The following is a 12793-nucleotide window of genomic DNA, read 5'->3' as shown; positions in this document are numbered from 1 at the left end:
GAGCTCTCCGCGGCGGGCGGGGCGGCACTGGCGTACCTGCGCCACGGGCGCGCGCTGTACGCGATCGGCGGCAACCCGGAGGCGGCACGGGGCGGCGGGCATCCGCGTGGACCGCATCACCTGGATCGTGCCGGCGGTCGGCGGCCTGCTGGCGGCGTTCGCCGGTGTGCTGTGCACGGGCCACTACGGCTCGGTGGCGGCGACACAGGGCAACGGCTGGATCTTCCAGGTCTTCGCGGCGGCGGTGATCGGCGGCATCAGCCTGAAGGGCGGCCCGGGGACGCTGTTCGGGGCGCTGACGGGTGTGCTGACGCTGCAGCTGGTGGTGAACGTCATGACGCTGGGCGGGGTGCCGGCGCTGTGGAACCAGTTCCTGAACGGAGCGATCATCATCGTGGCCCTGGTGATCTCCCGCTTCGCGAGCGGCGAACGCCAGGACTGGCGTCGGTAACCGGGGGCTCCGCCCCCGGACCCGCGCCTCAGACGCCTGCGGCGCTGCCTGTGCCCGGAGCCCCGAGAGCCCGCGCTCGCCAGGGCGCAGGGCCACGGGGGCCGGGGCGAAGCCCCGGTTCGGGAAGGGGGGTGGGGAACCGTCACCGAGTCGACCGCAGCCACTGCTCCACGCTCGCCACATGCACCGTCGCCCACGACCGCGCCGCCTCCGCGTCGCGGTCCCGCAGGGCCGCCAGGATCGCGTGGTGTTCGTGGAGCGTGCGGCTCACCGCGTCCTCCTGGGTCAGGCCGCGCCAGATGCGGGCCCGGGTCGTCGGGCCGGAGAGGCCGTCGAGCAGGGAGCACAGCACCGAGTTCCCCGAGGACTGCACGATGCCGCGGTGGAACTCCAGGTCCGCCGCGACCAGTTCCTCCACCGACGGCTGTGCCCCCAGCGCATCCAACTGCTCGCCGAGCGCCGTCAGTTCGGCCTCACTGATCCGCGTCGCCGCCATCGCCGTGGCCGCCGGCTCCAGGATCCTCCGTACCGCCAGGAACTCCAGCACCGTGTCGTCCCGGTGGAAGTCCACGACGAAGCTCAGCGCCTCCAGGAGCAACTGCGGGTCCAGGCTCGTCACATACGTGCCGTCGCCCTGCCGCACATCGAGGATGCGGATCAGGGACAGCGCCCGCACCGCCTCCCGCAGCGAGTTCCGCGACAGGCCCAGCTCCGCGGCAAGTTCGCTCTCCTTGGGGAGCCGGTCGCCCGGGCGCAGTGCACCGGAGACGATCATCCCCTTGATCTTCTCGATGGCCTCGTCGGTGACAGCCACGGGCGACCTCCATACATCCGATGTATCGACGATTATGCCGCCTGCGGCCGCCCACGGTCACGGCCTTCCCCGCTTACGCCACGTCCCCGGGGACGTGGCGTAAGTTGACGCAATCTGCTGTCTGCCCGTTTCCGCGGATCCCCGTCAGCGGGAGGAACCCTCATGACGACTGTGGCCAACCCGCCTGTCCAATACTCGATAGCCGCGCGACTCGAGCGGCTTCCTCACTCCCGCTGGCACGTCAAGGTCCGTTTCCTGATCGGTGCCGTCACCTTCTTCGAGGCGTTCGACCAGCTGCTGGCCGCCTCCGCGCTCCCCGTCCTGCGGAAGGAATGGAACCTGACGACGGCAGGGGCCACCCTCGCCCTGACGGCGGCGTCGATCGGCATGCTCTTCGGCGCCCTCGCGGCCGGCTGGCTCGGCGACCGCATCGGCCGCGTGCGCACGGTCGCCCTCGGCGTCGCCGTGACGGGCCTCGCCTCGCTCGCCGTGGCGCTCTCCGACGGGCTCGAGGCCTTCTCCCTCTTCCGCCTGATCCAGGGCATCGGTATCGGCGGCGTCGTCCCCGTCGCCGCCACCTACATCAACGAGATCGCACGCTCCGACAACCGCGGCCGCCTGGTACTCCTCTACGAGATGATCTTCCCGGCCGGCCTGGCGGCGGCCAGTCTCGTCGCCGTGTGGGTGGTCCCCACCCTCGGCTGGCGGGCGATGTTCGTCATCGGCGCCGTACCCGTCCTGTTCGCCGCCCTGCTCCCGCGCCACGTGGCCGAGTCCCCGCGCTGGCTGCTGGCCCGCGGCCGTACGCAGGAGGCCGAGCAGGTCATCGCGCGCATCGAGGCGGAGGTCGCCGAGGCCACGGGCAAGCCACTGCCCGCCCCGGCGCCGTCCGCGCGGCCGGAGGAGGCCACGTCGCGGGGCCGGCTGCGGGAACTGTTCTCGGGCCGCTACCTGCGCCGTACGGCGGTCGTCTCCGCGCTCTGGTTCGTCGCCTACTACGTCAACCACGGCATCTCCACCTGGCTGCCGTCCCTCTACACCAAGAACTTCGGCCTCGACCTGAGCACCGCGCTCGGCTACACCCTGCTCGGCAACGTCACCGGACTGCTCGGCACGCTCGTCGTCGCCCTGGTGATCGACCGGGTGGGCCGCAGACCCGCCCTCGTGACCGCACTCGGCGGCACCGCGGTCACCCTCGGCATGCTGGCTCTGGCCGGTGCGACCTCCGGCCTCCAGGTCGCTGTCCTCGCCTCCGGCACGACCTTCTTCCTCTACACGGTCAACTCCGGGCTCTACCTGTACTCGCCCGAGCTCTACCCGACCCGCAACCGTGCCAAGGGCGCCGCGTTCGGCGGCCTGTGCAACCGGCTCGGCGTCATCCTCGGGCCGGTCGCCCTGGGCGCGATCCTCGGCGCGGGCGGCAGCCTGGCCATGGTCTTCGCGCAGTTCGCGGCGGTGGCGGCGGTGGGCGCCGTCGTCGCCCTGCTCGCCGTCGAGACGAAGGGCAGGACGCTGGAGGAGCTCAACGCATGACGAGAGGGGCGGCACACCCGCGGTGTGCCGCCCCTCTCGTACCGGTTCCTACTTCTTGCCGAGCAGGTCCTCGACCTTTCCGCGGATCTCGTCCGTCGCGAGACCCCGGATCGTCAGGGTCGTACGGCGGCGCAGCACGTCGTCCGCCGTCTCGGCCCACTCGTGGTCACGCGCGTACACGACCTGCGCCCAGATCTCCGGCGCGTCGGGGTGGACGCGCTCGGCCAGCGCCGGGTCCTCGCTCGCCAGACGGGCTATGTCGAACGACAGGGAGCCGTAGTGGGTCGCGAGGTGGCGGGCGGTGTCGGCCGCCATGCGCGGGCCCGGCGTGCCGCCGTCGACGAGCAGGCGGTGCGCGACCGCGTTCGGGTTGGCGATGCCCGGCAGCGGCAGCTTCTTCGGCAGCTGGGCGATCGGCTCCATGTCCTCCGCGAGCGGCCGGCCCGGGAGCGTCGCCAGCTTGTGCATCACCGTGCGGCCGATGTGGCGGAAGGTGGTCCACTTGCCGCCGGCCACCGACAGCATGCCGCCGCGGCCCTCGGTGACGACGGTCTCCCGCTTGGCCTTGGACGTGTCGCCGGGGCCGCCGGGCAGGACGCGCAGACCCGCGAAGGAGTACGTGATCAGATCGCGCGACAGCTGCTGGTCGCGGATCGAGAACGCGGCCTCGTCCAGGATCTGCGTGATGTCCTTCTCGTTGACCGCGACGTCCCCAGGGTCGCCCTCGTACTCCTCGTCCGTCGTACCGAGCAGCAGCATGTCCTCCCAGGGCAGGGCGAACGTGATGCGGTACTTGTCGATCGGGGTCGCGAGCGCCGCCTTCCAGGGGGAGGTGCGCTTGAGGACGAGGTGCGCGCCCTTCGACAGGCGGATGGAGGGAGCCGCCTCCGGGTCCTCCATGCGGCGCAGGTGGTCCACCCACGGACCGGTGGCGTTGAGCACCAGGCGGGCGTCGACACCGAACTCGGTGCCGTCGGTGCGGTCCTTGAGCTCGGCGCCGGTGACCCGGCCGCGGGTGAAGCGCAGGCCGGTGACCTCGGCGTGGTTGAGGACGGTGGCACCGGCCTCGACGGTCGCGCGGACGGTCATCAGGGCCATGCGCGCGTCGTTCATCTGGTCGTCGCCGTAGACCGCGACGGCCTTCAGGTTGTCGGTGCGCAGCTCGGGCACGTCGGCCGCGGCCTTCGCCGGGCTGAGCAGGTGACCGACGCCGTCGCCGAAGGCGGAGAGCGCGGAGTAGGCGAAGACGCCCGCGCCGAGCTTCGCGGCACCGTGCGGGCCGCCCTTGTAGACCGGCAGGTAGAAGGTGAGCGGGTTGGCCAGGTGCGGCGCCACCTGGCGGGAGACGGCACGCCGCTCGAAGTGGTTCTCCGCGACCAGCTTCACCGCGCCGGTCTGCAGGTAGCGCAGACCGCCGTGGAGGAGCTTGGAGGAGGCGGAGGAGGTGGCGCCGGCGAAGTCGCCGGCGTCCACCAGGGCCACCCGCAGCCCGGACTGCGCGGCATGCCAGGCGGTGGAGATGCCCAGGATGCCGCCGCCGATCACCAGGAGGTCGTACGTCGCCGTGGAGAGCTGCTCCCGGGTCTCGGCGCGGCTCGCTGCCTTGAAGGAGGACACCGTCGAGCCGGAGGCCGGGCGCGTCCCGTGGTCGGGGACGCTCTGCAGGGTGGTCATCATTGCTCCTCGTCAGTTTTCCTCGTCGAGCCAGCCCATGGTCCGCTCCACGGCCTTGAGCCAGCTCTTGTACTCGGCATCGCGCTTGTCAGCGTCCATGCGCGGGGTCCACTCGGCGGCCCGGCGCCAGTTGGCGCGCAGCGCGTCGGTGTCCGGCCAGAAGCCGACGGCCAGGCCGGCGGCGTAGGCGGCGCCGAGGCAGGTGGTCTCGGCGACCATCGGACGCACGACCGGCGCGTCCAGGAAGTCCGAGAGCGTCTGCATCAGCAGGTTGTTGGAGGTCATGCCGCCGTCGACCTTGAGCGCGGTCAGCTCGACGCCGGAGTCCTTCGTCATGGCGTCGGTGATCTCGCGGGTCTGCCAGGCGGTGGCCTCGAGAACGGCGCGCGCGATGTGCGCCTTGGTGACGTACCGGGTCAGTCCGGCGATCACACCGCGGGCGTCGGAGCGCCAGTACGGGGCGAAGAGGCCGGAGAAGGCCGGGACGAAGTAGGCGCCGCCGTTGTCCTCGACCGAGGAGGCGAGGGTCTCGATCTCGGCGGCCGAGTTGATCAGGCCCATCTGGTCGCGCATCCACTGCACCAGCGAACCGGTGACGGCGATCGAGCCCTCGAGGGCGTAGACCGCCTTCTCGTCGCCGATGCGGTAGCCGACGGTGGTCAGCAGGCCGTTGTAGGAGTTGACGGGCTCGTCACCGGTGTTCATCAGCATGAAGGTGCCGGTGCCGTACGTGGACTTGGCCTCGCCCTTCGAGTAGCAGGTCTGGCCGAACAGGGCCGCCTGCTGGTCGCCGAGCGCGGAGGCCACCGGGATGCCGTCCAGCGCGCCGCCCTTGGCCAGCCCGTACACCTCGGCGGAGGAACGGATCTCCGGCAGGATCGCCGCCGGCACCTCCATGGACTGGAGGATCTTGTCGTCCCACTCCATGGTGTGCAGGTTCATCAGCATGGTGCGGGAGGCGTTGGTGACGTCGGTGACGTGGACGCCGCCGTCGACTCCGCCGGTCAGGTTCCAGATGACCCAGGAGTCCATGGTGCCGAAGAGAATCTCGCCGCGCTCGGCGCGCTCGCGCAGGCCCTCGACGTTGTCGAGCAGCCAGCGCGCCTTGGGGCCGGCGAAGTACGAGGCGAGCGGCAGGCCCGTCTCGCGGCGGAAGCGGTCCTGGCCCACATTGCGGCCGAGCTCCTTGCAGAGCGCGTCGGTGCGGGTGTCCTGCCAGACGATGGCGTTGTGGACGGGCTCACCGGTGTTCTTGTCCCACAGCAGCGTCGTCTCGCGCTGGTTGGTGATGCCGATGGCCTTGACGTCCGCGGAGGTGATGCCGGCCTTCTCGATGGCGCCCGCCACGACCTCCTGGACGTTCGTCCAGATCTCGGCGGCGTTGTGCTCGACCCAGCCCGGCTTCGGGAAGATCTGCTCGTGCTCCTTCTGGTCGACGGAGACGATCCGGCCGTCCTTGTCGAAGACGATGCAGCGGCTGGAGGTGGTGCCCTGGTCGATGGCCGCGATGAACGGCCCGGTGGTGTGTGCGTCGGTCACGGGGTGCTCCTGCTCAGGTCTGTCATGAATACGGCTCGTGCTGCTGATACGGCTCAGGCGAACGCGATGTTGTAGATACCCGCACCGACGGCCGCACCGATCAGCGGACCGACGACGGGGATCCAGGCGTAGCCCCAGTCGGAGCCGCCCTTGTTCGGCAGCGGGAGCAGGGCGTGCACGATGCGCGGACCCAGGTCACGAGCGGGGTTGATGGCGTAGCCGGTCGGGCCGCCGAGAGAGAGACCGATGCCGACGACAACGAGGGCGACCATCAGTCCGCCGAGCGGGCCGAGGCCCTTGCCGCTGTCGTTCAGACCCTGCGTGAGCACCGCGAGGACCAGCACTGCCGTGCCGATGATCTCGGTGGCGAGGTTCTGCCAGACCTTGCGGATCTCCGGGCCGGTGGAGAAGACGCCGAGCACCGGGCCGGCCTTGCCGCTGCCCTCCGCGTGCGGACCCTCGATCGCCTTGTCGGCCGGGTCGCCCACGATCTCGGGGTCGGTGAGATGAGCTTGGAACTGTCCGTAGTAGGCGATCCAGACCAGCGCCGCGCCGATCATGGCGCCGAGCAGCTGCCCGGCGAGGTAGACGGGGACGGTGCCCCAGTCGTTGGCCTTGATCGCGATGCCGACGGTGACGGCCGGGTTGAGGTGAGCCCCCGAAAGGGCTCCGGTCATGTACACCGCGGTCAGGACCGCGAAGCCCCACCCGAAGGTGATGGCCAGCCAGCCGGCGTTCTGCGCCTTCGAGCGCTTGAGTACGACAGCGGCGACGACGCCGCCGCCGAGCAGGATGAGAACGGCGGTACCGATGATCTCGCCGATGAAGATGTCGGAGTTGGACACCCGCGACTCCTTTGTCCTTCGTCCAGGGGAAGGCGAACCCCGGGTCCCTCCGGTGGTCCGCGCCCTCAGCAGAGGGCGTTCTCCCGGTCTGGCTTTGCCACACTCTAGCGTGTATTGCCGTTAGGTGTTCGGCATTGCCGACCGGTGAACGGCAGTTTTGCCCCCTGGTAAACACGACGTCAAGGGTTGTGTCCGGCGAAAACCGGATCGTTACCGACGATGCGCCAAGGCGATCAGAACCGCCCGGCGCCGAGGTCCCTCGACACGGCCCGCGCGCAGTCGCGCACCGCCGCCACCAGCTCGGACCGCAGCTCCCTGGTGCCGTCGCAGACGCGCTCCACGGCGCCCGTGATGGCCACGGCGCCCACGGGCATACGCCGTCGGTCGTGGATGGGGGCGGCGACGGCGGCCACGCCCTCCCACGTCTCCTCCACGTCGGCCGCCCAGCCGCGCGCCCTGGTGTGGTCCAGCACGGTCTCGAACTCGTCGAGCCCGGTCACCGTCCGCGGGGTGAACGCCTTGCGGTCGACCTCGAGCGCCTCGCTGTGCGCCACGGGGTCGTACGCCGCCAGCACCTTGCCCAGGGCCGTGGAGTGCAGCGGCTGCATGGCCCCCACTTCGAGGACCTGCCGGCTGTCGTCCGGCCGGAAGACGTGGTGGACGATGAGCACGCCGTGCTGGTGCAGGACGCCGAGATGCACGCTCTCCCCGCTGGAGCGCGCGAGGTCGTCGGTCCAGACGAGGGCGCGGGCCCGCAGCTCGTGCACGTCCAGATAGCTGTTGCCGAGCCGCAGGAGCTCGGCCCCCAGCTGGTAGCGGCCGGACGCGGTGTCCTGTTCGACGAAGCCCTCGGCCTGGAGGGTGCGCAGAATGCCGTGGGCCGTACCCTTGGCCAGATCCAGGGAGGAGGCGATGTCCGACAGTCCCAGCCGGCGTTCTCCGCCGGCGAGCAGCCGCAGCATCGCGGCCGCACGCTCCAGGGACTGAATGTTCTTCGCCATCGGATCGGCCCTTCTCACTGCGGTTCGACGATCTTGGTAGTGGTTCGACAATGCTGAACACTATCGGCCCATGCCGACCTTGGTCATCGCGGAGTGAGTATCCCCCGGTCGAGCTACCCACGGAAACCCCGCACGGCACCGTTCCGTCCGCGTCGTGGGACACCTCCCCGCAGGAAGGAGGCGCACGGCTACTCTGGCTGCGTGCGCCTTCCACCGGAAGACGCAAAGCCGACAGCCGTCGCATCCCAGGGAGCACATTCCATGGCCTCGTCGCCGACCCCTTCCGCTGACAGCCGGACCCGAATCGACGCACTGCGCGAAGCGCTCGCCACCCGGGTGGTGGTGGCCGACGGCGCGATGGGCACGATGCTCCAGGCCCAGGACCCCAGCCTCGAGGACTTCGAGAACCTCGAGGGCTGCAACGAGGTCCTGAACGTCACGCGCCCCGACATCGTCCGTTCCGTCCACGAGGCCTACTTCGAGGTCGGCGTCGACTGCGTCGAGACGAACACGTTCGGCGCGAACCTCGCGGCGCTCGGCGAGTACGACATCCCCGAGCGCGTCTTCGAACTGTCCGAGGCCGGCGCCCGCCTCGCCCGCGAGGTCGCCGACGAGTTCACGGCCTCGACCGGGCAGCAGCGCTGGGTGCTGGGCTCCATGGGCCCGGGCACCAAGCTGCCGACGCTGGGCCACGCCCCGTACACGGCCCTGCGCGACGCCTATCAGCAGAACGCCGAGGGCATGATCGCCGGCGGCGCCGACGCGCTGCTCGTCGAGACGACCCAGGACCTGCTCCAGACGAAGGCCGCCATCCTCGGCGCCCGCCGCGCGCTGGACGCGACCGGCTCCAGCCTGCCCGTCATCTGCTCCGTGACGGTCGAGACGACCGGCACGATGCTGCTCGGCTCGGAGATCGGCGCGGCCCTGACCGCGCTGGAGCCGCTGGGCATCGACATGATCGGTCTGAACTGCGCCACCGGCCCGGCCGAGATGAGCGAGCACCTGCGGTATCTCGCCCGCCACTCCCGCGTCCCGCTGTCCTGCATGCCGAACGCCGGCCTCCCGGTGCTCGGCAGGGACGGCGCCCACTACCCGCTGACGGCGCCCGAGCTCGCCGACGCGCAGGAGACGTTCGTCCGCGAGTACGGCCTCTCGCTCGTCGGCGGCTGCTGCGGCACGACGCCGGAGCACCTGCGCCAGGTCGTCGAGCGGGTGCGCGGCATCCGGCCGGCGGTCCGCGAGCCGCGCCCGGAGCCGGGCGCCGCGTCGCTGTACCAGACGGTGCCGTTCCGGCAGGACACCGCCTACATGGCGATCGGTGAGCGGACGAACGCCAACGGCTCGAAGAAGTTCCGCGAGGCCATGCTGGAGGGCCGCTGGGACGACTGTGTGGAGATGGCCCGGGACCAGATCCGCGAGGGCGCCCACATGCTCGACCTGTGCGTCGACTACGTCGGCCGTGACGGCGTGGCGGACATGGAGGAGTTGGCCGGCCGGTTCGCCACCGCGTCGACGCTGCCGATCGTGCTGGACTCGACCGAGGTCGACGTCATCCGCGCCGGCCTGGAGAAGCTGGGCGGCCGTGCTGTCATCAACTCGGTGAACTACGAGGACGGCGACGGCCCCGAGTCCCGCTTCGCGAAGGTCACGCGCCTGGCCCAGGAGCACGGTGCCGCGCTGATCGCGCTGACGATCGACGAGGAGGGCCAGGCCCGCAGCGTCGAGCACAAGGTGGCGGTCGCGGAGCGGCTCATCGAGGACCTCACCGGCAACTGGGGCATCCACGAGTCGGACATCCTCATCGACACGCTGACGTTCACGATCTGTACGGGACAGGAGGAGTCCCGCAAGGACGGCGTCAACACCATCGAGGCGATCCGCGAGCTGAAGAGGCGTCACCCCGAGGTGCAGACCACCCTCGGTCTGTCGAACATCTCCTTCGGCCTCAACCCGGCCGCCCGCATCCTGCTCAACTCCGTCTTCCTCGACGAGTGCGTGAAGGCGGGCCTGGACTCGGCGATCGTGCACGCCTCCAAGATCCTGCCGATCGCCCGCTTCGACGAGGAACAGGTCAGCACGGCGCTCGACCTGATCTACGACCGGCGCGCCGAGGGCTACGACCCGCTGCAGAAGCTGATGGCGCTGTTCGAGGGCGTCAACACCAAGTCGATGAAGGCCGGCAAGGCGGAGGAACTGCTCGCCCTGCCGCTGGAGGAGCGCCTCAAGCGGCGCATCATCGACGGCGAGAAGAACGGCCTCGAGGCCGACCTCGACGAGGCGCTGCGGGACCGGCCCGCCCTGGACATCGTCAACGACACGCTGCTCGACGGCATGAAGGTGGTCGGCGAGCTGTTCGGCTCGGGCCAGATGCAGCTGCCGTTCGTGCTCCAGTCGGCCGAGGTGATGAAGACCGCGGTCGCCTACCTGGAACCGCACATGGAGAAGACGGACGACGAGGGCAAGGGCACCATCGTCCTGGCCACCGTCCGCGGCGACGTGCACGACATCGGCAAGAACCTCGTCGACATCATCCTGTCCAACAACGGCTACAACGTGGTCAACCTGGGCATCAAGCAGCCCGTCGCCGCGATCCTGGACGCGGCGAAGGAGCACAAGGCCGACGTCATCGGCATGTCCGGCCTGCTCGTCAAGTCCACGGTGATCATGAAGGAGAACCTGGAGGAGCTCAACCAGCGCAAGCTGGCCGCCGACTACCCCGTCATCCTCGGCGGCGCCGCCCTCACCCGCGCCTACGTCGAGCAGGACCTCCACGAGATCTACGAGGGCGAGGTCCGTTACGCCCGTGACGCCTTCGAGGGCCTGCGCCTGATGGACGCCCTCATCGCGGTCAAGCGCGGAGTGCCCGGCGCCGTCCTGCCCGAGCTCAAGCAGCGCCGGGTGCGCGCCACCGCCTCCGCCGTGGTGGAGGAGGCGGCTCCGGCCGAGGGCGCGGTCCGCTCCGACGTGGCCACGGACAACCGGGTACCGGAGCCGCCCTTCTGGGGTACGCGTGTCGTCAAGGGCATCCCGCTCAAGGAGTACGCCTCCTGGCTCGACGAAGGCGCCCTCTTCAAGGGCCAGTGGGGGCTCAAGCAGTCCCGCACCGGTGACGGACCGTCGTACGAGGAGCTGGTGGAGAGCGAGGGCCGGCCGCGCCTGCGCGGCTGGCTGGACCAGCTGCACACGCAGAACATGCTGGAGGCGGCCGTCGTCTACGGCTACTTCCCCTGCGTGTCCAAGGGCGACGACCTGATCCTCCTGAACGAGGACGGCTCCGAGCGCACCCGCTTCTCCTTCCCGCGCCAGCGCCGTGGCCGCAGGCTGTGCCTGGCGGACTTCTTCCGTCCCGAGGAGTCCGGCGAGACCGATGTCGTCGGCCTCCAGGTGGTCACCGTCGGGTCCAGGATCGGTGAGGAGACCGCGAAGCTCTTCGAGGCCGACTCCTACCGCGACTACCTCGAACTGCACGGGCTGTCCGTCCAGCTGGCGGAGGCCCTCGCCGAGTACTGGCACGCGCGCGTCCGCGCCGAGCTCGGTTTCGGCGGCGAGGACCCGGCGGACGTCGAGGACATGTTCGCGCTCAAGTACCGCGGCGCCCGGTTCTCGCTGGGTTACGGCGCCTGCCCCGATCTGGAGGACCGCGCCAAGATCGCCGAGCTGCTGCAGCCCGAGCGGATCGGGGTGCAGCTGTCCGAGGAGTTCCAGCTCCATCCGGAGCAGTCCACGGACGCGATCGTGATTCACCACCCCGAGGCAAAGTATTTCAACGCACGCTGATCGGACGAGTCGTACACTGGTCGGTCCAGTGCAGGCCGGTCACCAGACCTTGCGGGAAAGCCGCAGGGTGAGGTGGCCGGCCTTCTCGTCCCTTCCGGAGGTGTGCCCATGACCAGCACGGTCCCCGCGTCCCTGACCCGTTCGGCCGATGGGGCGGCGCTCCAGGCCGTCTTCCTCGACATGGACGGCACCCTGGTCGACACCGAGGGCTTCTGGTGGGACGCCGAGGTGGAGGTCTTCGCGGACCTCGGGCACCAGCTGGACGAGACATGGCGGGACGTCGTCGTCGGCGGTCCCATGACCCGCAGCGCCGGCTACCTGATCGAGGCCACGGGCGCGGACATCAGCCTGGCCGAGCTGACCGTGCTGCTCAACGACAAGTTCGAGGACCGGATCGGACGCGGTGTGCCGCTGATGCCGGGTGCGGAGCGGCTGCTCGCCGAGCTGGCCGCGCACAACGTGCCCACGGCGCTGGTCTCCGCCTCCCACCGCCGCATCATCGACCGCATCATGGCCTCCCTCGGCCCCCAGTACTTCGCCCTGTCCGTTGCGGGGGACGAGGTGCCGCGCACCAAGCCGCACCCCGACCCGTACCTGCTGGCCGCCCAGGGGCTGGGCGCCGACCCCTTGAGATGCGCGGTCGTCGAGGACACGGCGACCGGGGTGGCCGCCGCCGAAGCGGCCGGGTGCCGGGTCGTCGCGGTGCCGTCGGTGGCGCCGATCGCGCCCGCCGCGGGCCGAATCGTCGTTCAGTCGCTCGAAGAAGTCGATCTGCTTTTCCTGCGCACGCTGATCACCTCACCGCACTGATACGTGTACTGTCCGTGTTTCTCGAATGCACGGAAAACTCGGGGGCTGCGGGGCACGCCTTTTCCGTGACTCGTGCGATGACTGTTCGATATTCGAGAATGCGTCCCCATGGTGACGTTCGTCACTGTGCGTGCCGTCTCGGCAGACCGCGTCCGGCGCCCGATGCCCCGTTCGACCGGGATCGGGCGCCTTGGACTGTCCGATTTGCGGGAGGAGCGCCTGAATCCTCCAGGGGCGAGCTGCCTCTGCCCAGGCGTTGATGATCACTCAGCGATTACGCCCCAACTCGGGTCCGGTCACGCTTTCCTGGCGCCGCCGACTAATCTCATCGCGAGAACTTCACCGCGTC

General features: G+C 70.2%; 8 protein-coding genes and 1 pseudogene. 4 read left to right on the top strand and 5 right to left on the bottom strand.

Annotation, left to right across the window (positions count from 1 at the left end):
- Positions 1 to 3: 3 nt before the first annotated feature.
- Positions 4 to 451 (top strand): annotated as a pseudogene (locus ACWD0A_RS16515) (ABC transporter permease); the annotation flags it as partial.
- Positions 452 to 593: 142 nt separating this feature from the next.
- Here the strand turns inward: ACWD0A_RS16515 and ACWD0A_RS16510 are convergent.
- Entirely contained in the window at positions 594 to 1265 is a 672-nt protein-coding gene (locus tag ACWD0A_RS16510) for a FadR/GntR family transcriptional regulator (protein WP_451298609.1), read from the bottom strand.
- Positions 1266 to 1427: 162 nt separating this feature from the next.
- Here ACWD0A_RS16510 and ACWD0A_RS16505 point away from each other — a divergent pair, with 162 nt between their 5' ends.
- On the top strand, positions 1428 to 2798 hold the full coding sequence (locus tag ACWD0A_RS16505) for an MFS transporter (protein ID WP_451298607.1): 1371 nt from the start codon (positions 1428 to 1430) through the stop codon (positions 2796 to 2798).
- Between the two features lie 48 nt (positions 2799 to 2846).
- Here ACWD0A_RS16505 and ACWD0A_RS16500 read toward each other — a convergent pair whose 3' ends face one another.
- The 4 genes from ACWD0A_RS16500 to ACWD0A_RS16485 form a co-directional block, all read right to left on the bottom strand.
- Entirely contained in the window at positions 2847 to 4472 is a 1626-nt protein-coding gene (locus tag ACWD0A_RS16500) for a glycerol-3-phosphate dehydrogenase/oxidase (RefSeq protein ID WP_307717901.1), read from the bottom strand.
- Positions 4473 to 4484: 12 nt separating this feature from the next.
- Positions 4485 to 6011, bottom strand: a complete 1527-nt coding sequence (gene glpK / locus ACWD0A_RS16495; protein ID WP_451298605.1) for a glycerol kinase GlpK — start codon at positions 6009 to 6011, stop codon at positions 4485 to 4487.
- Between the two features lie 53 nt (positions 6012 to 6064).
- Positions 6065 to 6856: an MIP/aquaporin family protein gene (locus ACWD0A_RS16490; protein ID WP_451298603.1), complete on the bottom strand. Its 792-nt coding sequence runs from the start codon at positions 6854 to 6856 to the stop codon at positions 6065 to 6067.
- A 233-nt stretch (positions 6857 to 7089) separates the two neighbouring features.
- Positions 7090 to 7857, bottom strand: coding sequence for an IclR family transcriptional regulator (locus tag ACWD0A_RS16485; protein WP_451298601.1), 768 nt, complete (start codon positions 7855 to 7857; stop codon positions 7090 to 7092).
- 261 nt (positions 7858 to 8118) lie between these two features.
- Between ACWD0A_RS16485 and metH the strand changes: the two genes are divergently transcribed.
- Entirely contained in the window at positions 8119 to 11634 is a 3516-nt protein-coding gene (metH, locus tag ACWD0A_RS16480; protein ID WP_451298599.1) for a methionine synthase, read from the top strand.
- Between the two features lie 108 nt (positions 11635 to 11742).
- Complete coding sequence (locus ACWD0A_RS16475; RefSeq protein ID WP_177151022.1) at positions 11743 to 12444, top strand: HAD family hydrolase; 702 nt, start codon at positions 11743 to 11745, stop codon at positions 12442 to 12444.
- Positions 12445 to 12793: the final 349 nt, after the last annotated feature.

Source organism: Streptomyces sp. NPDC002867, from assembly GCF_053591895.1.
Note: the sequence above shows the minus strand (reverse complement) of the source record. Positions and strands in the feature narration are given on the sequence as shown.

Excerpts from the sequence above, each read along its gene's own strand:
- metH (WP_451298599.1), top strand. The coding sequence starts at position 8,119 with ATGGCCTCGTCGCCGACCCCTTCCGCTGACAGCCGGACCCGAATCGAC.
- ACWD0A_RS16500 (WP_307717901.1), bottom strand. The coding sequence starts at position 4,472 with ATGACCACCCTGCAGAGCGTCCCCGACCACGGGACGCGCCCGGCCTCC.
- ACWD0A_RS16485 (WP_451298601.1), bottom strand. The coding sequence starts at position 7,857 with ATGGCGAAGAACATTCAGTCCCTGGAGCGTGCGGCCGCGATGCTGCGG.
- ACWD0A_RS16475 (WP_177151022.1), top strand. The coding sequence starts at position 11,743 with ATGACCAGCACGGTCCCCGCGTCCCTGACCCGTTCGGCCGATGGGGCG.
- ACWD0A_RS16505 (WP_451298607.1), top strand. The coding sequence starts at position 1,428 with ATGACGACTGTGGCCAACCCGCCTGTCCAATACTCGATAGCCGCGCGA.